Annotated in this window: 13 protein-coding genes; 7 read left to right on the top strand and 6 right to left on the bottom strand. The window is 66.3% G+C overall.

Features of this window, described 5'->3' with window-relative positions; translation table 11 throughout:
• Positions 1-9: 9 nt before the first annotated feature.
• Both ACA097_RS21760 and ACA097_RS21755 read right to left on the bottom strand, forming a co-directional pair.
• Positions 10-315, bottom strand: coding sequence for a BolA family protein (locus ACA097_RS21760; protein WP_371365933.1), 306 nt, complete (start codon positions 313-315; stop codon positions 10-12).
• Positions 316-331: 16 nt separating this feature from the next.
• Entirely contained in the window at positions 332-844 is a 513-nt protein-coding gene (locus ACA097_RS21755) for a DUF2059 domain-containing protein (protein ID WP_160287836.1), read from the bottom strand.
• A gap of 195 nt (positions 845-1,039) precedes the next feature.
• Between ACA097_RS21755 and ACA097_RS21750 the strand changes: the two genes are divergently transcribed.
• The 3 genes from ACA097_RS21750 to ACA097_RS21740 all read left to right on the top strand — a co-directional run bounded on the left by ACA097_RS21750 (position 1,040) and on the right by ACA097_RS21740 (position 4,149).
• Positions 1,040-2,041: a DUF2804 domain-containing protein gene (locus ACA097_RS21750; protein ID WP_371365931.1), complete on the top strand. Its 1,002-nt coding sequence runs from the start codon at positions 1,040-1,042 to the stop codon at positions 2,039-2,041.
• 97 nt (positions 2,042-2,138) lie between these two features.
• Positions 2,139-3,533 carry a class II fumarate hydratase gene (locus ACA097_RS21745; protein WP_371365929.1) on the top strand — a complete coding sequence of 465 codons (1,395 nt, stop codon included), beginning with the start codon at positions 2,139-2,141 and terminating at the stop codon, positions 3,531-3,533.
• Entirely contained in the window at positions 3,526-4,149 is a 624-nt protein-coding gene (locus ACA097_RS21740) for an NAD(P)H-dependent oxidoreductase (RefSeq protein ID WP_043253708.1), read from the top strand. Before ACA097_RS21745 ends, ACA097_RS21740 begins: the two co-directional genes overlap by 8 nt.
• A gap of 48 nt (positions 4,150-4,197) precedes the next feature.
• Here the strand turns inward: ACA097_RS21740 and ACA097_RS21735 are convergent, their stop codons facing one another.
• Positions 4,198-5,151: a DMT family transporter gene (locus ACA097_RS21735; protein WP_371365927.1), complete on the bottom strand. Its 954-nt coding sequence runs from the start codon at positions 5,149-5,151 to the stop codon at positions 4,198-4,200.
• A 301-nt stretch (positions 5,152-5,452) separates the two neighbouring features.
• Between ACA097_RS21735 and ACA097_RS21730 the strand changes: the two genes are divergently transcribed.
• Positions 5,453-6,412, top strand: coding sequence for a threonine dehydratase (locus tag ACA097_RS21730; RefSeq protein WP_371365925.1), 960 nt, complete (start codon positions 5,453-5,455; stop codon positions 6,410-6,412).
• A gap of 71 nt (positions 6,413-6,483) precedes the next feature.
• Here ACA097_RS21730 and ACA097_RS21725 read toward each other — a convergent pair whose 3' ends face one another.
• Positions 6,484-7,122, bottom strand: a complete 639-nt coding sequence (locus ACA097_RS21725) for a peroxiredoxin (protein WP_371365923.1) — start codon at positions 7,120-7,122, stop codon at positions 6,484-6,486.
• Between the two features lie 214 nt (positions 7,123-7,336).
• Between ACA097_RS21725 and ACA097_RS21720 the strand changes: the two genes are divergently transcribed.
• Positions 7,337-7,546, top strand: coding sequence for a DUF6316 family protein (locus ACA097_RS21720; RefSeq protein WP_043253717.1), 210 nt, complete (start codon positions 7,337-7,339; stop codon positions 7,544-7,546).
• Between the two features lie 883 nt (positions 7,547-8,429).
• Here the strand turns inward: ACA097_RS21720 and ACA097_RS21715 are convergent.
• The gene (locus ACA097_RS21715; RefSeq protein ID WP_043253720.1) at positions 8,430-9,614 is read right to left on the bottom strand and encodes a thiolase family protein; all 1,185 of its coding nucleotides are present in this window, start codon (positions 9,612-9,614) and stop codon (positions 8,430-8,432) included.
• A 168-nt stretch (positions 9,615-9,782) separates the two neighbouring features.
• Entirely contained in the window at positions 9,783-19,838 is a 10,056-nt protein-coding gene (locus ACA097_RS21710; RefSeq protein ID WP_371365920.1) for a retention module-containing protein, read from the bottom strand.
• 469 nt (positions 19,839-20,307) lie between these two features.
• Between ACA097_RS21710 and ACA097_RS21705 the strand changes: the two genes are divergently transcribed.
• Together ACA097_RS21705 and ACA097_RS21700 are read left to right on the top strand one after the other, a co-directional pair.
• The gene (locus tag ACA097_RS21705) at positions 20,308-21,666 is read left to right on the top strand and encodes a TolC family outer membrane protein (RefSeq protein ID WP_371365918.1); all 1,359 of its coding nucleotides are present in this window, start codon (positions 20,308-20,310) and stop codon (positions 21,664-21,666) included.
• Positions 21,667-21,770: 104 nt separating this feature from the next.
• Positions 21,771-23,933 (top strand): type I secretion system permease/ATPase, encoded by a 2,163-nt coding sequence (locus ACA097_RS21700; protein ID WP_371370555.1) that lies wholly within the window; start codon positions 21,771-21,773, stop codon positions 23,931-23,933.

Raw genomic sequence — 23,933 nt, 5'->3', positions numbered from 1 at the left:
CGGGCAGCGTCAGTGGTCGTGCTTGCTGCCGCCCCGGCAGGTCGGCGAATCCGGCGCCGCGCCCTGCTCCGCCCACTCCTCGGGGGTGTAGGTGTGCAGGGCGAGGGCGTGGAACTGACCCATCAGCTCGCCGAGCGTGGCGTAGACCTTCTGGTGCCGCTTGACCGCGTTCAACCCGGCGAACTGCGGGCTGACCACCACGGCCTTGAAGTGCGTCTCCAGCCCGCGGCTGTGCATGTGGCTTTCGTCGAGCACTTCCAGGTGCTGCGGCTCGAGGGCGCCCAGGGCGGTCTGGATTCGTTCACGCATACTCATGTCTTACAGGTCCGGATCAGGGTTTCTTCGCCGGAGCGGCCGGGGCCTTGACGCCCAGTTCCTTGTCCATGTCGGCCAGCAGCTTGTTCACCGGATCGACGGCGGTCTGCAGCTTGCCCTGGGTCAGTTGGGCGGACTCGGCGGTCAGGCGCGGCATCTTCTGCAGGACTTTCTGGCCCAGGGGCGAGGCGTAGAAGTCGTTGAGCTGCTTGAGCTCGGACTCGCTGAAGTTGCTGGTGTAGAGCTTGATCAGGTCCGGCTTGATCTTGTCCCAGCCCACCGCACGGTCCAGCTCGGCATTGGCCTTGGCCTGGTAGCGATCGAGCACCGCCTTCTTGCTGTCCGGCGCGTTGGCGCGCTGGAAGTGCTGGGCGAACATCTGCTGCACCTGGGCATAGACCGGCACCGTCAGGCGGTCGGCGTGGACCTGCTTGAGGAATTTCTCGGCCTCGGCGGAGGAGTCGGCGAGAGCCATGGAGCTGAAGCCGACGAGAAGCGCGGCAGTGCAAAGGGAGCGAAGGGCGGTCATGGGCGATCCTTGAGTCTGAAGGTGTGTCCCTAGGGACCCGTCATTCTGCGCCTAAGTTCGGAGCCTCCTCAAGCACCAGCCGAGCGGTGCCGCGCGACCGTTCGCCGCCTCATTCGGCGCGGAATGTTAACCGGTCACTTGTTCTGCTCCGGGCGACGCGGCATGCTGGCCGGCATTGTCACATGGACGTGTTCGATGACCTCCCAGGCGCACCTGCCCCCCTCCTCGCTCTGCGACCCGTTTGGACGTCTGCGCCCCGAGGCGATCGGCTGGTCGGTGCACCCACAGCTGAACTGCGCCCTGCCCGGCCCGCGCGGCCGGCGCAAACGCTGGAATCACTGGTGCCTGATCGCCCCCGGCTGGATGCTCTCGCTGACCGTCGCCGACCTCGACTACCTCGGCTACGGCGCCCTCTACTTTCTCGACCTGGACAGCGGCAACGCCGTCTCGCGCACCCTTATAAGCCCGCTGGGCCAAGGCTGCCGCCTGCCCGACCGGCCGAACCAGAGCCACGCCTTTCGCCACGACCGGCTGAACCTGAGCTTCGACGACCAGGGCGGCCGCCTGCTGATCAGCGCCGACGCCTGCGACCTCGACGGCCAGTCCCTGGCCCTGGCGCTGGAAGTGCAGCGCCCGCCGCACCTTGAGTCGGTCAACCTGGTGGTGCCCATGGGCGGGCGTCATTTCCATGCCTGCAGCCGGCAGATGGGCCTGCCCTTCAGCGGCAGCCTGCAGCTGGGCGGCAAAACCTACAGCACGCAACCGGGGCAGAGCTTCGCCGCGCTGGACTTCGGCCGTGGCGTCTGGCCCTTCCGCAGCGCCTGGACGCGCGCCGCGTTCGCCGCGCCGGGCGGCATCGCCGGCAACTTCGGCGCCGGCTGGACCGACCGCAGCGATGAAAAGGAAAACGCCCTGTGGTTCGGCGGCGAGCTGCAGCGCCTGGCCGGAGAAGTGGAAATCCGCCAGACGCCCCACGACCCGCTGGGCCCCTGGCTGCTGGTCAGCGCCGACCAGCGCGTCAACCTGCGCTTCACCCCGCGCAAGCTGCACCGCGCAGCACCGCGCCTGGGCCCGCTGTACTCGGAGACCAGCCAGTGGTTCGGCCACTACGACGGCTTCCTGCGCACCGCCGACGGCGAACAGGTGCCAGTGCGCCAGGCACTGGGCTGGATAGGCGCGACCCAGGCACGCTGGTAGGCCCGCCGGCAAGCTATCGCGGCCATTGACGACGCGCGGAACCCCGAACAGCGGGCACGGCCTAAACTCCCTCAGTCCCCTCCGAGAGAAAGCCGTCATGAAACGAACCGAAACCGACAGCCTGGGCCCCATCGAGGTCGATGCCCAGGCGTATTGGGGTGCGCAGACGCAGCGCTCGCTGGAAAACTTCGCCATCGGCGGCCAGCGCATGCCGCTGGCCGTGGTCCACGCCCTGGCGCTGATCAAGAAGGCCGCCGCGCGGGTCAACCTGCGCCTGGGCGAGCTGCCGGCGGACATCGCCGGGCTGATCGAGCAGGCCGCCGACGAGGTGCTCGCCGGCCAGCACGACGACCAGTTCCCGCTGGTGGTCTGGCAGACCGGTAGCGGCACCCAGAGCAACATGAACGTCAACGAAGTGATCGCCGGCCGCGCCAACGAAGTCGCCGGCAAGGGCCGTGGCGGCAAGGCGCCGGTGCACCCCAACGACCACGTCAACCGCGCGCAAAGCTCCAACGACAGCTTCCCCACCGCCATGCACATAGCCGCGGCGCGCGCCGTGCACGACGACCTGCTGCCCGCCATCGCCGAACTCGCCGGCGGCATTGCCGAGCAGTCGGCGCGCCACGCCGACCTGGTGAAGACCGGCCGCACCCACCTGATGGACGCCACGCCCATCACCTTCGGCCAGGAACTGTCGGCCTTCGTCGCGCAACTCGACTACGCCGAACGCGCCATCCGCGCGGCGCTGCCGGCCGTATACGAACTGGCGCAAGGCGGCACTGCCGTGGGCACCGGCTTGAACGCGCCCAAGGGCTTCGCCGATGCCATCGCCGCCGAACTGGCCAGCCTCAGCGGCCTGCCTTTCGTCTCGGCACCGAACAAGTTCGCCGCCCTATCCGGCCACGAGCCGCTGGTAACCCTCGCCGGCGCACTCAAGACCCTGGCGGTGGCGCTGATGAAGATCGCCAACGACCTGCGCCTGCTCGGCTCCGGCCCGCGCGCCGGCCTCGCCGAGGTGCGCCTGCCGGCCAACGAGCCGGGCAGCTCGATCATGCCCGGCAAGGTCAACCCGACCCAATGCGAGGCGCTGTCGATGCTCGCCTGCCAGGTGCTCGGCAACGACGCGGCCATCGCCTTCGCCGCAAGCCAAGGACACCTGCAGCTCAACGTCTTCAAGCCGGTGATCATCCACAACCTGCTGGAGTCGATCCGCCTGCTCGCCGACGGCTGCCGCAACTTCAACACCCACTGCATCGAGGGCATGCAGCCGGATGCCGCGCGCATGGCCGAACACCTGGAGCGCGGGCTGATGCTGGTCACCGCGCTGAATACCCACATCGGCTACGACAAGGCCGCCGAAATCGCCAAGAAGGCCTACAAGGAAGGCACTTCGCTGCGCGAGGCGGCGCTTGAGCTGGGCTACCTGACCGACCAGCAGTTCGACGAATGGGTGCGCCCGCAGGACATGCTGGAGGCCGGGCAGAATGGTTGAGGCGGCCAAATCCGGCGCCACGCCCCTGGAGGGCGATGGCAAGCGCATCCTGCTGATCCTCGGTTCACCCAAGGTCGACGGCTTCTGCCACGCCCTGGCCGACGCCTACATCCAGGGCGCGCGCAGCCGCGACCATGTGGTGCGGGTCTTGAAGCTCGGCGAGATGGCCTTCGACCCGGTGCTGCGCGGCGGCTACGAGCGCGGCCAAGACCTGGAAGCCGACCTGCTCGAGGCGCAGCGCCAGGTGCATTGGGCGCAGCACATCGTGCTGGTCTACCCGATCTGGTGGGGCGGCCTGCCGGCGCTGCTGCAGGGCTTCTTCGACCGTGTGTTCCAGCCCGGCTTCGCCTTCCGTTTCCGCACGCCACAGGATCGCGAATGGGAACCCCTGCTGGGCGGCCGCAGCGCCGATCTGCTGGTGACCCACGACCAGACCCACTGGCGCTACCGCCTGCGCCAGGGCGCCCCGGGCCTGCGCCAGATGGTGCGCTGCATCCTCGGCCCGTGCGGCATCCAGACCCGCCACCTGGAAGAGTTCAGCCCCATGCGCGGCTCCACCGAAGAGCAACGCCAGGGCTGGCTGAAGCGCGCGGAGCAGTTGGGCAGCCAGGCCTGATTCGCGCGCAAAGTAAAAAGCCAGTCGGGTTCGACTGGCTTTTTTATGTCAGGACGACAACGCCCGCCTCGCCCGATAACTGCGCAGCAGCGAGGGCGCCAGGGCGGTGAGCGCCGAGCCGGTGACCACCAGGAAGGCGCCGAGGTAGGCCAGGCCGTTGAGGCTTTCCGGGTGGACGTAATCCGGCCAGAGGCTGGCCGCCAGGGCCACCGAGGCGAAGGTCACCAGCGGGGTGATTGCCAGGGTCGCGCTGACCCGGGAGGCTTCCCAGTGCGCCAGGGCCTCGGCGAAGGCGCCGTAGGCGACCAGGGTGTTCAGGCAGCAGGCGAACAGCAGCCAGGCCTGGAGCGGCGAGAGGTTCAGCGCTTCCAGCGGATGCGCCCAGGGCGTCAGCAGCAGCGCGCAGCCGAGGTAGATCACCATCATCACCTGGATCGAGGTCCACTGCGTCAGCAGCTGCTTCTGCGCCAGGCCATAAGAGGTCCAGACGAAAGCCGCGAGGACGACGATGAGGATGCCCTGGGTGTAGACGCCCAGCGAGCCGAACAGCTCCTCGATGCGCTGGTTGAAGAACAGGCCGAAGCCGCACAACAGCACCGCGAGGCCAAGCGCCTGGCCGATGCTGAAGCTCTCCTTGAAGAAGAACAGGCTGCCGAGCAGCAGCAGGATCGGCGCGATCTGGATCACCAGCTGGGTGGTGCCCGGCGTCAGCATCTTCAGGCCGATCAGGTAGAACACGTAGTTGCCGACCAGCCCGAGCACCGCGGCCAGCACCAGCCCGATGCCGCGCTTGCCGAGCGGGCGGAAGGCCGGCAGTTGGCGGCGGGCCGCCAGCCAGACGAGCAGCATGCCGCCGGAGACCACCAGGCGAAACCAGGTGACGGTGACCGGGTCCATGACCTTGAGCACTTCCTTGAGCTTGATCGGCAGGATGCCCCAGAGCACGGCGGTGACCAGGGACAGGAACAAGCCGAGTTGCCAGCGGCCGGTGGAAACGTGCATGGAAACCTCGGTGCGCGTGTGCGGTCCGCCATGCTATGCCATGGCCGCTGGGCCCGACAGGAACAGTTCGCCGCTGCAACTGTACTGGTCGTTTCTCGGCCACGAGCTGTTTTTGTGGGAGCGAGCTTGCTCGCGAATGGCCCGGCGCCAAAGCGGTTCGCGAGCAAGCTCGCTCCTACAGGGCGCTCCGTTGCAACAAGGAATCGGGCAACAGTTGCCCCTGGCAACACCGCACAGCTGTATCTGGTGGGCGCAACCGGCGCTTTCCTAGACTGTTGGGGCCACCCACCGGAGAAACGCCATGCCCTTTTCCCTGCCCGCCCTGGAACAGGCCGCCGCCATCGTTCACCAGAGCCTGCCACCTACCCCGCAGATCCGCTGGCCGCTGCTCTGCGAAGCCCTGGGCTGCGAGGCCTGGGTCAAGCACGAGAACCACTCGCCGGTGGGCGCCTTCAAGTTGCGCGGCGGGCTGGTCTATTTCCATCACCTGGCAGCGCAGTCGCCACGGCCGGTCGGGGTGATCAGCGCCACCCGTGGCAACCACGGCCAGTCCATCGCCTTCGCCGCTGCGCGCCTGGGCCTGCCGGCGACCATCGTGGTACCGCACGGCAACAGCCGCGAGAAGAATGCTGCGATGCGTGCCCTCGGTGCCGAACTCATCGAGCATGGCGAGGACTTCCAGGCTGCCCGTGAGTACGCAGGCTTACTGGCTGCGAGCGAGGGCCTGCACATGATTCCGTCGTTCCATCCGTGGCTGGTCGCGGGCGTGGCGAGCTACAGCCTGGAGCTGTTCCGCGCCCTGCCCGACCTCGACGTGGTCTACGTGCCGATCGGCATGGGTTCGGGCCTCTGCGCGATGATCGCGGCGCGCGACGCCCTGGGCCTAAAGACCCGCATCGTCGGCGTGGTGTCGGCCCATGCCCCGGCCTATGCGCTGTCGTTCACCGCCGGTGAAGCGGTCTACCACGCCACCAGCACGCGGCTGGCCGACGGCATGGCCTGTACCACGCCCGAACCGACCGCGCTGGCGATGATCCGTGCCGGTGCCGACCGTGTGGTGCAGGTCACGGACGAGGAAATCAGCGCGGCGATGCGCCTGCTCTTCACCGCCACCCACAACGTCGCCGAAGGGGCCGGCGCGGCTTCGCTGGCGGCAGCACTGCAGGAGCGCGAGTCCTTGCGCGGCAAGCGGGTCGGGCTGGTGCTCAGCGGCGGCAATGTCGACCGTGAGGTCTATGCGGCGGAGTTGGCGCGGGCCTGATATCCGAAAAAAGAAGGGCCGGCGAACCGGCCCGAAGTTTCCACATGGCTAAGGAAGGTGGCGCGGACGCCTCAGCGGTTGGGCTGCGGCGTCAGGCGCAGATAGGGTTTGACGGCGCGGTAGCCTTTCGGGAAGCGCTGGCGAATCTCTTCCTCGTCCTGCAGCGACGGCACTATCACCACCTCGTCGCCGTCCTGCCAGTTGCCCGGCGTGGCGACCTTGTGGTTGTCGGTCAGCTGCAGCGAATCGATCACCCGCAGGATTTCGTTGAAGTTGCGGCCGGTGCTCGCCGGGTAGGTGATGATCAGCCGCACCTTCTTCTTCGGATCGATGATGAACAGCGAGCGCACGGTCAGGGTGTCGTTGGCGTTCGGGTGGATCAGGTCGTAGAGCTCGGAAACCTTGCGATCGGCGTCAGCGATGATCGGGAAGCTGACCACGGTGTCCTGGGTCTCGTTGATGTCATCGATCCAGCGCACGTGGGACTCCACCGGGTCGACCGAGAGCGCGATCACCTTGACGCCGCGGCGAGCGAATTCGTCCTTGAGCCGGGAGGTCAGGCCCAGTTCGGTGGTGCACACCGGGGTGAAGTCCGCCGGGTGGGAGAAGAGCACACCCCAGCTGTCGCCGAGCCATTCGTGGAAACGAATGCGGCCTTCGCTGGAATCCTGTTCGAAATCGGGGGCGATATCGCCGAGACGCAGACTCATGGAAACGACTCCTTGTTGGGGATGGCGCCACTATGCCCAAGGTCGAATCCGATTAAAAAAGAATAAATTTCGATTTACTTATAACTGAAAAAGCAAAATATTGACCTTCCGGCGCCGCAGGATGCATTTGGCATGCCGTTCATCGCCTGGCCTGTGTCAGACGCTTCCGAGACTACACTGAAGTTACTAACCCGTTCGTGTGGGAGAAACCGTTATGTTCGGGCAAAGGCACGGCGACAGTACGCCGGGTACTCACTACCGCAGCGACCGCATCAGCTCGGTCAACGGCCAGTACTTCTTCTCGACCCGCGAAGGCACGCTGGAAGGCCCCTTCTTCACCCGCTTCGATGCCGAGCGCGAGGTGATGCAATACATCAGCCGCATGCAGCAGGCGGCCGGCCTGTTTGCGCGGGTGGCGCGGTAGGCGCGTTTCGTTTGCGTTGAAGAGCCCCGGCGATGGCCGGGGTTTTCTTTTGTCAGTTGGATAACTGCGGGGGGTTGTGTGCGGTGGGTTAGCGGATTCGCGGATTCGCGGGCGAGGTTCGCTTCTACACCCCAGCATCGCGTCCCCCTTTCACGTCTTCCCCGCGAACGCGGGGATCCAGAGGCGTTTTGTGCGGTGTGGCGCGCCGCTTCGGCGTGTTCGGGTATTTCTTGTTTCGCCCCCTCGGGCGACCCACTTTGTCAAACGACACAAAGTGGGCAAATGTCTTGCCCCGACATACGGGTCCGGCAGAGCCGGACTTCCCTCGCACATTCCCACGCACCCGGAGGCCCGCCCCGACAGCACATCCCTGTACTGGTCGGGGCTTTTGCGACATCCATGTCGCGCAACCTCCTCTGCGTGGGCTTAGCTCGGCCTTCTGTAAGGGGCGGCCCGGTGCGTGCGGATGTTTCTCTGGAAGTCCCAAGAGCGAAGCGCGTATGCGCTTTTGTAGGGCGAATAACCCCGAAGGGGTTATCCGCCAGCGTGCCGGGCTGCAAATCCGCTCTCTGGGTGACTCGCTCCGCTCGCCCTTCGGGCCGCGCTAAAGCGTGTTCAGCGCAAGCGCTGTCCCGCATTCGCGGGGATGACGGGGAATCGTAGGAGCGGATTTATCCGCGAATCGCGGGCATGGCCCGCTCCTACAGGGGGATTCGGTGTGGGGGATTTTCGCGGATGAGATCCGCTCCTACGCAGGGAAGCACCGCATGTGGCCGGTCTCGGATAAGACCTGCTCCCACGCTGGCCCCATGAAAAAGCCCCGGCATCGCTGCCGGGGCTTTTTCGGTCGGCCGGCCATCCGGCGTGGGGATGGCCGGGTGACTCAGCGGACCGCTTCGAACAGGCCGGTGGCGCCCATGCCGCCGCCTACGCACATGGTCACGATGCCGTAGCGCAGGTTGCGGCGCTGCAGTTCGCGGACCAGGTGGCCGACCTGGCGCGAGCCGGTCATGCCGAAGGGGTGGCCGATGGAGATCGAGCCGCCGTTGACGTTGTACTTCTCGTTGTCGATGCCCAGGCGGTCGCGGGCGTAGAGGCACTGCGAGGCGAAGGCTTCGTTGAGTTCCCAGAGATCGATGTCGGCCACTTGCAGGCCGCGGGCCTTGAGCAGCTTGGGCACCGAGAACACCGGGCCGATGCCCATTTCGTCCGGCTCGCAACCGGCGACGGTGAAGCCACGGAAGAAGGCCTTGGGTTTCAGGCCCAGTTCCAGGGCTTTTTCCAGGCTCATCACCAGGGTCATGGAGGCGCCGTCGGAGAGCTGCGAGGCGTTGCCGGCGGTGACCGAGCCGTCTTCGGCGAACACCGGCTTGAGCGAGTTCAGGCCTTCCAGGGTGGTGTCCGGGCGGTTGCAGTCGTCGCGGTCGACCACGCCTTCGAGCACTTTCTTCTCGCCGGTGGCCTTGTCTTCCACCAGGTACTTCACGCTCATCGGCACGATTTCGTCGTTGAACAGGCCCTCGGCCTGGGCCCGTGCGGTGCGCTGCTGGCTCTGCAGGGCGTAGAGGTCCTGCTGCTCGCGGGTCACGTTGTAGCGGCGGGCGACGATCTCGGCGGTCTGCCCCATCGGGTAGTAGATGCCGGGGAATTCGGCCTCCAGGCGCGGGTTGACGAAGTTGTCGCGGTTCATCTTGCCGGCGGTCAGGGTGATCGACTCGACGCCACCGGCCACCAGGATGTCGCTGCAGCCGGAGGCCACCTGGTTGGCGGCGATGGCGATGGCCTGCAGGCCCGAGGAGCAGTAGCGGTTGAGGGTCATGCCGGCGACATGGATGCCGAGCTTGGACAGCACCGCCGCGTTACGGCCGATGTTGTGGCCCTGGGCGCCTTCGTTGGAGCCGGCGCCGACCACGCAGTCATCGACCAGCAGCGGGTCGAGGCCGTTGCGCGCCAGCAGCGCGTCGATGCAATGGGCGACCATGTCGTCCGGGCGGGTCATGTTGAACTTGCCGCGGAAGGACTTGGCCAGACCGGTGCGGACGCTATCGACGATCACCACTTCGCGCATGGGAAACCTCGCTGATTGTTGTTCGATGAAGGAGGATCAAGGTCGCCGAGCATAGAGCCGAACAATCTCGCGCCGCGACGATCATTCATTAGGCGTATGCGCAGCCATCCTTTGACCGATACGCGACCGCCGCCCGGAGGCGGCGGTCTGCACGAGGTGGAGGGAGGATCAGACGGTATCGACCTTGACCGCATGGTCGTGCAGCAGGCCGTTGAGCACGGTCTGGGTGTCGCCGGCGGAGAGGATGCCGTTGCCGGCGTGCCCGGCGTACTTGGCCGCCAGGTCGACGTTGGCCAGGTCGATGGTCTGGGTCGTCGCGCCGCCCGACGCGCCGGTGGGGTTCACCGAGATGCTGGTGGTCGTGGTGGCGGCGTTCACCGAGAAGGTCAGGTAGTGCGACAGCGATGCGGCCGTGGAGGTCTCGCCCTGCAGCAGGTCGGCCAGGTTCAGCGAATCGCCTTCGCCGATGTTGAAGTCCTTGACCACGTCGTGCCCGGTTTCGCCCTTCTGCCAGACGAACTGGTCGGCGCCCGCGCCGCCGGTGAGGGTGTCGTCGCCCATGCCGCCGAAGAGGATGTCGTTGCCGTCGCCGCCCAGCAGGGTGTCGTTGCCGCCCTGGCCGAACAGCAGGTCGTCGCCCTTGCCGCCTTCGAGGATGTCGTTGCCACCACGGGTATCGCCGGCGACGTTCAGCTCCTGGGCGTGCGCGACTATGTAGTTGACCAGTTGGCCCTGGGTCGGCGCCGTCCCGCCATTGCTGGCGGTCAGGTAGTCCACCAGCCCCTGGTAGCCGGCGCCGTTGTGGGTGCCGGCGGCGTGTCCGGCCCAGCTCAGGTTATCGGTGTTGATCACGTCGCCGAAGATGATGTCGTTGCCGGTGCCGCCGACCAGGTGGTCGTTGCCCACCGGCTGCGGCGAGACGTTGCTGACACCCGCCTGCAGGGCCGCCTGCAGCTCGTCGGCGGTGTTGATGATCTGCGGCTGGCCGACATTGCCGGCGACGTCGGTCTTGCCGAAGTCCAGGGTGCCGGTGCCCACGGTGTTGGTGTTGTCGAAGAACTGCAGGATGTCGCTGTTGATCCCGTTGCCGATGCCGATGGCGTTGACCGAGACGTGATCCGCGCCGGTGAGGTTGCCGCCGCCATTGAGCATGTTGGCGCCGGAGTTCAGCGCGTCCTGCACGTCGTGGTAGTTGGTGGTCGAACCGGTGTTGCTGTTGTCGCCCACGTAGGTCGTGGGGTTGCCGTCGGTGAGGAAGAACGCCAGGTTGATGAAGTTGTGCGCGGCGTTGGCGCCGCCACTGACCTCGGTGGCGAACCAGGCCGAAGCCTTCTGCAACGCCGAGTCGTAGTTGGTGCTGCCGTTGGCCGAGAGCGCGTTGATCGCATTGATCAGAGTCTGCACGTTGCCGCTGTTCAGGCCGTTGAGCTGCGTGATGGTCGAGCCGTCGGAGAAGGACACCAGCGCCACGTTGATGGTGCCGTCATGCCCCTTGATCTGGTTGAGCAGGTTGATCAGCGCCTGCTTGGCCAGGGCCAGGCGGGTCAGGCCGGCGGTGCCCGAGGCATCGTCCATGCTGCCCGAGGTATCCAGCACCAGGGCGATGTTGTAGTTCTTCCCGGGGGTCGTGGAGACCGATACGCCGCCCGGGTCGCCGATCAGCACGTCGTTGCCGTTGCCGCCGCCGATGGTGCCGCTCTTGTCGGCGTCGTCCGGGTTGGGGACGGTGTGCTGGGTGGTCGAGCCATCGACGTCGCCGCTGTTGCTGCCCACCACGAGCAGCGGGTTCGGCGTGCTCAGGTCCAGGCACAGGTTGAGGCTGGTGGCGTCGCCGTCGCCGTCGGTGATGCCGACATGGAAGTTGAGGTCCACGTCCGGCGGCAGGATCGACTGCTTGGCCTCGACCGTGACCACTCGGTAGTCGCCGCCGCTGCTGCTCAACTGCACCGTGGAGAAGCCGGACTGCGACAGCTGGTAGGCCGAGCCGCTGGTGAAGTGGGTGTCGCTGAGCAGGTCGAAGTGGGTGGAATCGCCCTCCCCGGTGCCCGCCGGCGGCGAGTAGGTGCCGGTCGCCAGCAGGGTTCCCTGGTCGTCGTAGACGCTGAAGGTCAGGGTGTCGCCGCTGGAGAGTTTCTGCACGTCGAAACTGGCGTCGTAGATCTTCGCGCTGAAGGCCACGCGCAGGGTTTCACCGGTGTCGATCAGGTTGTTGCCGCCCACGCCCATGCCGTTGTTGGACGGGTTCACCACGCTGCCGGGGCTGGTGAAGGTCGCGGTCAGGCCAGAGGCTGTCAGCACGATGGAAGGCTGCGGGCCACCGGCGGAAACCTGGGTCAGGTCGTAGTCCACCGAGGTGGTGGGCCGCGAGTTGACCACGTCGAAACTGTAGGAGCCGTCGGCGTTGATGGTGAGGACGAAGAACGGCTGGTTGGAGCCGTCGTAGGCAGTCAGCTGCGAGCCGCCGCCGGTGAGGCTGGTGACCACGTAGGTCAGGCCGGTCGGCGCAGTATTGCCGCTGAGGTCGAAGTGGCCGATGCCGTCGCCGCCGAAGCTGACGTCGAGGTTGCCGGTGAGCTCGAAGCCCTGTGCATCGGAAACGTCCTGGCACGGCGGTTCGCTATGCACCACCGGCAGGTCGTCCTCGACGCTGACCACCAGGCTCTGGCCGCCGAGGGTCACGGCGTCGCCGTCTCCATCGGTCGCCGTGACCACGCCGCCGAGGTTGATCGACAGCAGCTCGTTGTCGTCGCCGTTGTGCAGCGGATGGTCCAGCGGGCCGACCAGGTTGAACTGGTAGTGGCCGGCGTTATCCAGCGACAGGGTGAAAATGGTGTGGGTGCCGGCGCTGGCCGTCAGCACGTTGCCCAGCAGGCTGTAGCTCAGGGCCACGCCGCCGGAGGTCAGGTGCTGCGCGAGCAGCGAGCTGAAGTCGTTGCTCAGCGAGAAGCCGCCGGCACCGTCGGCGCCGAAGTTGACCAGGCTGGCGAGCGAGCCGCTGGCCACCAGCGATTCGCTGCCGCCATCGGGGTTGCCGCCGGGCAGCGCGTCTTCCTGCACCTGGCCGGTGGCGCTGCCGGCCAGCAGGCTGGGGCCGTCGTCGAGGAAGCTGAGCTTGCCGCCCAGGTCGATGCTGGTCGAGGCGTGATCGCCGTCCTTGTCGGTGATGGTCGCGCTGAGGTTGATCTTGCCGCTGCCCAGGCTCAGTGAGTCGTTCGGGTCAGTGGTGTTGCCGTGCACCAGTGCGCGTTGCTGGTCGAGGGTCACCACGCCATTGCTGATGGTGACCGCGAAGGCCACCGCCCCGCCGCTGCCGCCGACCCGGCCTTCCACGCCGGTGGCCGTATTGAACAGGTAGATCTTCTGACCGGTCGCGGTGTCTTTCAGGCCGCTGTCGGTGTTGTCCGTGGTGCTGACGCTGTAGGTCATGGTACCCACACCATCCGCCCCATAGCTGCCGCTGAACAGGCTGGAGACATTGGCGCTGCTGGCATCGACGCTGAGGTTCGTCTCATCCACCGTCAGCGCGGCGAAGCTGCTGCCGCTCAGGTTGATGTTCGGGCCGTCGTCGAGGAAGGTCAGCTTGCTGCCCAGGTCGAGACTGGTCGAGGCGTGGTCGCCGTCCTTGTCGGTGATGGTCGCCACCAGGCCGATCTTGCCGCTGCCGATGCTCAGCGGATCGTTCGGATCATTGGGGTTGCCGTGCACCAGGGCGCGTTGCTGGTCGAGAGTGACGATGCCGCCACTGACGGTCACGGCAAAGGCTACCGCTCCGCCGCTGCCACCCACCCGGCCTTCCACCCCGTTGGCGGTGTTGAACAGGAAGATTTCCTGGCCGCTCGCGGTGTCCTTCAGGCCGCTGTCGGTGTTGTCCGTGGTGCTGACGCTGTAGGTCATGGTACCCGCACCATCCGCCCCATAGCTGCCGCTGAACAGGCTGGAGACATTGGCGCTGCTGGCATCGACGCTGAGGTTCGTCTCATCCACCGTCAGCGCGGCGAAGCTGCTGCCGCTCAGGTTGATGCTCGGGCCGTCGTCGAGGAAGGTCAGCTTGCTGCCTAGGTCGAGACTGGTCGAGGCGTGGTCGCCGTCCTTGTCGGTGATGGTCGCCACCAGGCCGATCTTGCCGCTGCCGATGCTCAGCGGATCGTTCGGGTCATTGGTGTTGCTGTGCACCAGCGCGCGTTGCTGATCCAGCGTCACCACGCCACTGCTGATGGTGACGGCGAAGGCCACGGCGCCACCGCTGCCGCCCACGCGGCCTTCCACCCCGTTGGCGGTGTTGAACAGGAAGATCTCCTGGCCGGTCGCGGTGTCTTTTAGGCTGCTGTCGGTGTTGTCGGTGGTGCTGACGCTGTAGGTCGTGCTGCCCGCACCATCGGCGCCATAGCTGCCGCTGAACAGGCTGGAGACGTTGGCGCTGCTGGCGTTGATGCTGAGGTTGGTTTCATCGACGGTCAGCCCGGCGAAGCTGCCGCCGCTCGCGCCGATGCTCGGGCCATCGTCGAGGAAGGTCAGCTTGCTGCCCAGGTCGAGGCTGGTCGAAGCGTGGTCGCCGTCCTTGTCGGTGATGGTCGCCACCAGGCCGATCTTGCCGGAGCCGATGCTCAGCGGGTCGTTCGGATCATTGGTGTTGCTGTGCACCAGCGCGCGTTGCTGATCCAGCGTCACCACGCCATTGCTGATGGTGACGGCGAAGGCCACTGCCCCGCCGCTGCCGCCCACGCGACCTTCCACACCATTTGCGGTGTTAAACAGGAAGATTTCCTGGCCGGTGGCGGTGTCTTTCAGGCCGCTGTCGGTGTTGTCGCTGGTGCTGACGCTGTAGGTCGTTGTCCCCGCCCCGTCGGCACCGTAGCTGCCGCTGAACAGGGTGGAGACATTGGCGCTGCTCGCGTCGATATTCAGGTTGGTTTCGTCGACCGTCAGACCGGCGAAGCTACCACCGCTCGCGCCGATGCTCGGGCCGTCGTCGAGGAAGGTCAGCTTGCTGCCCAGGTCGAGGCTGGTCGACGTGTGGTCGCCGTCCTTGTCGGTGATGGTCGCCACCAGGCTGACCTTGCCGGAGCCGATGCTCAGCGGGTCGTTCGGATCATTGGTGTTGCTGTGCACCAAGGCGCGTTGCTGGTCGAGAGTGACCACGCCGTTGCTCACGGTCACGGCGAAGGCCACTGCCCCGCCGCTGCCGCCCACGCGACCTTCCACGCCATTGGCGGTGTTGAAGAGGAAGATTTGCTGGCCAGTCGCGGTGTCTTTCAGGCCGCTGTCGGTGTTGTTGGTCGTCGTCACCGTATAGGCCGTGGTGCCCGCGCCGTCCGCGCCGTAGCTGCCGCTGAACAGGCTGGAGACATTGGCGCTGTTCGCGTCGATATTCAGGTTGGTTTCGTCGACCGTCAGCCCGGCGAAGCTGCCGCCGCTCGCGCCGATGCTCGGGCCGTCGTCGAGGAAGGTCAGCTTGCCGCCCAGGTCGACGCTGGTCGACGCATGGTCGCCGTCCTTGTCGGTGATGGTCGCCACCAGGTTGATCTTGCCGCCAGCGATGCTCAGCGAGTCATTGGCATCGCTGGTGTTCGGATGGACCAAGGCACGAACCTGATCAAGCGTGACCACGCCGCCACTCACGGTAACGCTGAACGCAACGGCACCGCCGCTGCCACCCACGCGGCCTTCCACGCCGTTGGCGGTGTTGAACAGGAAGACTTCCTGGCCGGTCGCGGTGTCCTTCAGGCCGCTGTCAGTGTTGTCGGTGGTGCTGACGCTGTAGGTCGTGGTCCCCGCGCCGTCGGCACCATAGTTGCCGCTGAACAGGCTGGAGACGTTGGCGCTGCTGGCATTGATGCTCAGGTTGGTTTCATCGACGGTCAGGCCGGCGAAGCTGCCGCCACTGAGGCTGATGCTCGGGCCGTCATCGAGGAAGGTCAGCTTGCTGCCCAGGTCGAGGCTGGTCGAGGCATGGTCGCCGTCCTTGTCCGTGATGGTCGCCACCAGGCCGATCTTGCCAGTGCCGATGCTCAGAGGGTCATTCGGGTCATTGGCATTGCTGTGCACCAGCGCACGTTGCTGGTCGAGGGTCACCACGCCGTTGCTCACGGTGACGGCAAAGGCCACAGCCCCACCGCTTCCGCCTACCCGCCCTTCCACGCCATTGGCGGTGTTGAACAGGAAGATTTCCTGGCCGGTGGCGGTGTCTTTCAGGCCGCTGTCGGTATTGTCAGTGGTGGTGACGCTGTAGGTCGTGGTGCCTGAGCCGTCAGCGCCATAGCTGCCGCTGAACAGGCTGGAAACGTTGGCGCTGCTGGCATTGATGCTGAGGTTGGTTTCATCGACCGTCAGCCCGGCGAAGGTGCCGCCGCTGAGGCTGATGCTCGGGCCGTCGTCGAGGAAGGTCAGCTTGCCACCCAGGTCGATGCTCGCGCTGGCCTTGTCGCCGTCACCATCGGTGATGCTGGCGAACAGGCTGATCTTGCCGGCGCCGATGCTGAGCGGGTCGTTGGCGTCGGAGGTGTCCGGGTGAACCATCGCGCGTTGCTGGTCGAGGGTCACCACGCCATTGCTGACAGTCACGGAAAAGGCCACTGCCCCGCCGCTGCCGCCGACCCGGCCTTCCACGCCATTGGCGGTGTTGAACAGGTAGATCTCCTGGCCGCTCGCGGTGTCCTTCAGGCCGCTGTCGGTGTTGTCCGTGGTGCTCACCAGGTAGGTGACGCTGCCGGGGCCGTCGGCGCCGTAGCTGCCGCCGAACAGACCGCCGACACTGGCGCTGCTCGCATCCACGCCCAGGTGGGTTTCGTCCACCGTCAGGCCGGTGAAGCCGCCGGTGGTATCGATGCTCGGGCCGTCGTCGAGGAAGGTCAGCTTGCCGCCCAGGTCGATGCTCGCGCTGCTGTGATCGCCATCGCCGTCGGTGATGGTCGCTACCAGATTGACCTTGCCGGAGCCGATGCTCAGCGAGTCGTTCGGGTCAGTGGTGATCGGGTGCGACAGGGCCCGTTGCTGGTCGAGCGTCACCACGCCATTGCTTACGGTGACGGCAAAGGCCACGTCGCCATTGCTACCGCCCACGCGGCCTTCGATGCCGTTGGCGGTGTTGTAGAGATAGATTTCCTGCCCGGTCGAGGTGTCTTTCAGGCCGCTGTCGGTGTTGTCCGTGGTGGTCACGCTGTAGGTCGTGGTGCCCGCGCCGTCGGCGCCATAGTCACCGCTGAACAGGCTGGAAACGTTGGCGCTGCTGGCGTCGACGTTGAGGTGGGTCTCGTCCACCGTCAGGTTGGCGAAGCTGCCTTGGCCCACGCTGATGCTCGGGCCGTCGTCGAGGAAGGTCAGCCTGCCGCCCAGGTCGATGCTCGCGCTGCTGTGGTCGCCGTCCTTGTCGGTGATGGTCGCCACCAGGCTGACCTTGCCAAGGCCGATGCTGAGCGGGTCGTTCGAGTCGGTGGTGATCGGGTGCGACAAGGCGCGTTGCTGATCGAGGGTCACCACGCCATTGCTGACGGTAACGCTGAAGGCCACTGCCCCGCCGCTGCCGCCTACTCGCCCTTCGATACCGTTGGCGGTGTTGAACAGGAAGATTTCCTGGCCGGTGGCGGTGTCTTTCAGACCGCTGTCGGTGTTGTCGGTGGTACTGACGCTGTAGGTGGTGCTGCCAGCGCCGTCGGCGCCATAGCTGCCACTGAACAGCCCGGAAACACTGGCGCTGCTCGCATCCACGCCGAGGTGGGTCTCGTCCACCGTCAGGCTGGCGAAGCTGCCTTCGCCCACGCTGATGCTCGGGCCATCGTCGAGGAAGGTGAGCTTGCCGCCGAGGTCGATGCTCGCGCTGCTGTGGTCACCATCGCCGTCAGTGATGGTCGCCACCAGGCTGACTTTGCCGGTGCCGATGCTCAGCGGGTCGTTCGGGTCGGTGGTAATCGGGTGCGACAGGGCACGTTGCTGATCGAGGGTCACCACGCCATTGCTGACGGTAACGCTGAAGGCCACTGCCCCGCCGCTGCCGCCTACTCGCCCTTCGATACCGTTGGAGGTGTTGAACAGGAAGATTTCCTGGCCGGTCGCGGTGTCTTTCAGGCCGCTGTCGGTGTTATCCGCAGTGCTGACGCTATAGGTCGTGCTGCCCGCGCCGTCGGCGCCATAGCTGCCGCTGAACAGCCCGGAAACACTGGCGCTGCTGGCATCGACGTTCAGGTGGGTCTCGTCCACCGTCAGGTTGGCGAAGCTGCCTTCACCCACGCTGATGCTCGGACCGTCATCGAGGAAGGTGAGTTTGCCGCCCAGGTCGACGCTCGCGCTGCTGTGGTCGCCATCGCGGTCGGTGATGGTGGCGGTCAGGCTGATCTTGCCGCTGCCGATGCTCAGCGGATCGTTCGGGTCGCTGGTGTCCGAGTGCACCAGGGCGCGCTGCTGGTCGAGGGTGACCACGCCGCCGTTGACTGTGACGCTGAAGGCCACGGCCCCGTTGCTGTCCCCTACCCGCCCTTCGACGCCATTGGCGGTGTTGAACAGGTAAATCTTCTGCCCGGTCGCGGTATCGACCAGGCCGCTATCGGTGTTGTTGCTGGTGCTCACCGCGTAGGTCGTGGAGCCGGCGCCATCCGCACCGTAGTCGCTGCTGAACAGGCTGGCGATATTGGCGCTGTGCGCGTCCACGCCAAGCTGGGTTTCGTCGACCTGCAGGGCGATGCTCGCCTCGGTCGCCAACTGGATGCTCGGGCCGGCGTCGGCGAAGCTCACGTGGCCGCCCAGGTCTAGGTTCTGGGTGGCACTGGTCGGGTCGCCGTCGCGGTCGGTGACCGTGACCTGCGCCTGCAGTTGCACGAGCCCGGTGCCGAGCACCGCGTGCTGGCTGTCGAAGGCGCTGGTCGCGCCGGGCAGTGCGTGGTCGATGGCGGCGAACTGGGTCAGGGTGACGCTGCCGGTGTTGCCGTTCACGCTCACCGAGAACACGGTGTTCGCGCTGGAAATTTCGTTGGCGCTATCGGCGGTCGAACCGATCACCTGGCCGTTCACCGTGTACAGGTGGATCGCCTGCCCGGCGCTGGTCAGGCCGGAGTCCTCGCCCTGCGCCGCCAGGTTCAGGCTGTAGTGCCAGACCGTGCTGCCGGCGCCGTCAGCGCCGTACTGCAGGTTGCCGTGGAAGACCGTGGAGAAGTCCGCGGTGCTGCTGTCATGGCCGCCGTTCAGGGTTCCCGCATCGTGGGTCAGCAGGTCTGGAGCCTCGCCGCCAATGGATAGGCTGGCGGTCGGGCTGTCGTCCTTAATGGAGACGTTCAGATTGCCACTGGCCGGCGTGCCGTTACCGTCGGTCACGGTATAGGGAACATTGAGCGTGAGGTTGTCTTCGACGCCATGCACCGGGTGGTCCAGCGGCTGCTGCAGGACCAGCTGGAAGGCGCCGGTGTTCACATCGGTCAGGGTCAGGGTGAAGACCGGCTGGCCGTTCGCCGAACCGGTCAGGGTGTGCCCGTCGGGGCTGACGCTATAGGTCACCGGCTGACCGCCTGATGTGAGCGTCGGCAAGCCGGCGGTGCCCCAGGTGAAGCTGCCGGGGCCATCGGCGCCGAAGCTGTAGCCGAGGCTGCCAGTGGTGGTGGTGGACTCGCTGGCCCCGCCATCGGGAATGCCGCCCGGCAGTCCACCTTCGCTTAGCGCTGCACTGTCGCTGGGGGCGCTCGGCGAATTGTCCACGGCAACCGGCTGCTGCTGCGCGGGAAGCGGCGCGGCGTCGAATTGGCGAGGGAACAGCGGACCGCTGCCTTGAGGGCCTGTGGGGAAGCCGATTTCCGGGTCGATATGGCCGCCGATTTCGGTCAGCAGCACGAAGGAGTGGCCGCCGCCGGCCTTGGCGTTGCCGCCGGCCGAGAAGCTCGGCCCGGCCGCGGTGGCTTCAGCGACCTTGGACGGGTCGACGCCTGCGGCGATGGCCGCCTGCAGCGCCTTGACGTCGGTGACGTCCTGCTGGGTCGGGGTGGTCGGGGCCTGCGCCGGGGTGTTGTCGTACTGGTGGTGCGCCGCTGCCATCAGCTGGTCGCTCATCGGCATCGAGCTGTCACGGCCGAGGGTCAGTTCGCCACCGCCGGCTATGGCGACGGCCACGGCACCGTTGTGCCCGGTGACCAGTTGCTCGCCGACGAACAGCTTGTCGCCCTGATGCAGGATCCGATGCGAACCATCGGAGGCTACGGCATACACCTCGCCGACCACCTTGCTGACGATACCCAGTTGCTTGGCCATGCTCCCTTCCTCCGCGCACTGCCCGGCAACGGCTCCACCGCTGCCTGAGACTCCGAATTGGCCACGACGCCTACAGCATCCGGATACATGCGAAGAAGGAAGGCAACGAGTACAGGCGTTTAAGTATCAAAATGCCAGTGACAATTTTTTGTCGAATCTGGCAGCGCCTTTTATCGCTCGCCGCTGAAATCCCCGCCCTAGCCGCTCTGAAACGTACATAGCCGAACGTATTAACCCTTTTACCTGCCCATACCCAGGAAAAATCAGGGGTTACGGAATTTACAATGTGCTGGATTTCACATGGCTCATAAGACTTTTTCCGAATAGAGCTTGTGAAAAATTCTTCTGAGGCTCGCTGAAAGTTGTTCTTAGCTCTGATGTTACAAGCGTGAAACGCTTGATATCAGAAAATAGCCAATAAATTGGCGAAATGTAGAGCATCGAAGTAAGCGAACACCAGGAGAGAGCCATGCGTAGCAGTAACGCAGCACTATGGAGCGGTGTATTTCTGGCGGCGACCTGCGCCAATGGCCACGCAATGAGCCTGACGCAAGCCATTCAGAACACCCTGCAATACCATCCCGAGATCAGCCAGAGCATGAACAGCCGGCTGACCGCCGACCAGGAACTGAAGATCGCCCGGGGAGGCTATCTTCCTACCGTCGACCTGCTGCTGGGCTACGGCCGCGAAGGCGTCGACAGTCCGACCACCCGACAGAACGGCAACCACGGCACCGTGACCCTGGACCGCGGCGACGCGGAACTCCGTCTGCAACAGATGCTGTTCGACGGTTTCGCCACTCCCAACGAAGTGGCGCGCAACGAGGCCAACGTCAACTCCAAGGCATTCCGTGTGCTCGGCACTTCGGAGAACGCCGCGCTGCGTACCGTCGAGGTCTACCTCAGCGTGCTGCAGCATCGCGAACAGGTGGATCTGGCGCGCAACAACCTGCAGGCGCACCAGCGCATCGGCGACCAGATCGCCCTGCGCAGCAAGCAGGGCGTCGGCAGCGCCGCCGACAACGACCAGGCCACTGCCCGTCTCGCCCTGGCGCAGAACAACCTCTATACGGAGGAAGTCGACCTGCGCGATGCCGAGGCCAACTTCTTCAGCGCCGTCGGCAAGCTGCCCGACGAGCTGGAAACCCCGAGCACGGTCAAGGCCCTGTTGCCGGCAGACCTGAACGGCGCCCGCCAGGAAGTCATGGCCAACAACCCGCTGCTGAAATCCGCCCAGGCCGACGTCAACGCCGCGGAGAAACAATACGAGGCCGCCAAGGCACCGTATTACCCGCGCTTCGACCTCGAACTGTCGCAGGCGGCGAACAACAACGTGGACGGCGAGGAGGGCCACTTCAACGACTGGGAAGCCCAGGTGGTGATGCGCTACAACCTGTTCAACGGCCTGCGCGACCAGGCCAAGCTGGGCGCCACCTCGCACCAGGTCGACGAAGCCAAGGACATCCGCAACAACGCCTTGCGCCTGCTCAACGAGAACCTCTCGCTGGCCTGGGACGCCATGGAGAACGCGACCAAGCAGACCGGCCCGGCCCGCGAGTACGCCGACTACACCCGCAAGGTGCGTGAGGCCTACCAGCAGCAGTTCACCCTCGGCCAGCGCACCCTGCTCGACCTGCTGGACAGCGAGAACGAACTGTTCACCGCCAACCGTCGCTACACCCAGGTGCGCTACACCGAGGAATATTCTCGCTACCGCGTGCTGGCCGCGATGGGCGCCCTGCTCCGCTCGCAGAACGTAGTACCGCCCCACGAAGGGGTGGCGCTTTCCGATGTGAAGAACGAGGCACGCCTGCCCACCATGCAATAAAGGGCGCTTTCGTTCGCCGCGCGCGGCGGCCGGGATGGCCGCCGAAGTGCGTTGCGAAGCGCCCCCGAGGGCCCCAGAGAGGCCCGGGAGTAAGGAGCGTGACCATGATCATCCAGGAGCGCGGCGCCACGACGCCGGACGATCCGCGCCTGAGCCACGACGATCCCCTGCTCGATGGCTTGCTCATCCTCTGCCGCCTGCACGGCTGCGCGGTCAGCCGCACCGGCCTGACCGCCGGCCTGCCCCTGCCCCAGCAACGCCTCAGCGCCGAACTGCTGCCCCGCGCGGCGGCCCGCGCCGGCCTGCAAGGGCGCTTGCTGCGCCGCGACCTCAAGGCCATTCCCGCGCTCAACCTGCCGGTGCTGCTGCTGCTCGACGGCGGCCGCAGCGCGGTGTTGCGCCAATGGGGCAACGACGGCAAGGCGCTGATCCTGCCCAGCGAGACCGAGGGCGGCGAACAGTGGGTGAGCGTCGAAGAACTGGCCGCGCAATACAGTGGCCACGCACTCTTCGCCCGTCCGCGGCATGAACTGGAGGCCGCGCGCCAACCGCTGGTGCCGCGGGTAGAGGCCTGGTTCCGCGACACCCTCAAGCTGTCGCGCTGGCTGTACACCGACGCCCTGGTCGCCAGCCTGCTTATTAATGTGCTGAGCATGCTGGTACCGCTGTTCGTCATGCAGACCTACGACCGCGTGGTGCCCAACCAGGCCACCTCGACGCTCTGGGTGCTGGCCAGCGGGCTGCTGCTGGGCACCCTCTTCGAACTGCTGCTGCGGGTGCTGCGCTCGCACCTGCTGGACCTCGCCGGCAAGAAGACCGACGTGGTGCTCTCGGCGACCCTCTTCGAACGCATTACCGGCATGGCCATGAAGTTCCGCCCGGCCACGGTCGGCGGCTTCGCCCAGAGCATCCACGACTTCCAGGGCCTGCGCGAATTCCTCACCGCGCTGACCCTGACCAGCCTGATCGACCTGCCCTTCTCGCTGCTGATGATCGTGGTCATCGGCCTGCTGGGCGGCGTGCTGGTCGCCGTGCCGCTGCTGGCCTTCCCGATCACCATCCTGTTCGCCTACGTGATCCAGGCGCGCCTGCGCGACACCGTGCAGAAGAGCCTGACCCTCGGCGCCGAACGCCAGGCGCTGCTGATCGAAACCCTCGGCGGCCTGGAGATGCTCAAGGCCTGCGGCGCGGAAAGCGAGCGCCAGTACCACTGGGAAGCCACCCACGGCGCACTCAGCCGCCTGGACAACCACGCGCGCTTCCTCTCCACCCTGGCCACCAACGGCACCCTGTTCATCCAGCAGTTCGCCGGCATGGCCATGATCATCTGCGGGGTCTACGCGATCCTCGACGGCCAGCTCAGCGTCGGCGCGCTGGTCGCCTGCTACATGCTCAACAGCCGCGTCCTGGCGCCGCTCGGGCAGATCGCCGGGCTGATCACCCGCCACCAGCAGGCGCGCCTGACCATGAAGAGCACCGACGCGCTCATGGCCCTGCCGCAGGAGCGCGAGGCGCGCCAGCGCCCGCTGGAGCGCACCCAGCTGCACGGTGCGCTGGAAATGCGCCAGGTGGAATTCCGCTACCCGGACCAGCCGGTGCCGGCACTCAGCCAGATCAGCCTGCGCCTGGCGCCGGGCGAAAAGGTCGGCCTGATCGGCCGCAGCGGCTCGGGCAAGAGCACCCTGGCGCGCCTGCTGCTGGGCTTCTACCAGCCGGATGAAGGCCAGATCCTCCTCGACGGCCTGGACCTGCGGCAGATAGACGTCGCCGACCTGCGCCAGCAGACCGGCTACGTCGCCCACGACCTGCCGCTGCTGGCCGGCAGCCTGCGCGACAACCTGACCCTGGGCGCGCGCTACGTCAGCGACGCACGCATGCTCGAAGTGGCCGAGATGACCGGCGTCAGCGAACTGGCCCGGCAGCACCCGCTGGGCTTCGACCGCCCGGTGGGCGAGCGCGGCCAGCTGCTCTCCGGCGGCCAGCGGCAGGCGGTGCTGATGGCCCGCGCGCTGTTGCTCGACCCGCCGCTGCTGGTGCTCGACGAGCCGACCAGCGCCATGGACAACAGCAGCGAGGAAGTCCTGCGCCGCCGCCTGCAGGACTGCAGCCGCGGCAAGACCCTGCTGCTGGTGACCCACCGCACCTCCATGCTCAGCCTGGTCGACCGGCTGATCGTCCTGGACAACGGCCGCATCGTCGCCGACGGCCCCAAGGATGCGGTGATCGATGCATTGCGCAAGGGCCACGTCGGCCCATCAGCGGGGTAG

The sequence above is a fragment of the Pseudomonas sp. QL9 genome (assembly GCF_041409665.1).
GTDB lineage: Bacteria > Pseudomonadota > Gammaproteobacteria > Pseudomonadales > Pseudomonadaceae > Pseudomonas > Pseudomonas knackmussii.
This window is presented reverse-complemented; position numbering and strand designations above follow the sequence as displayed.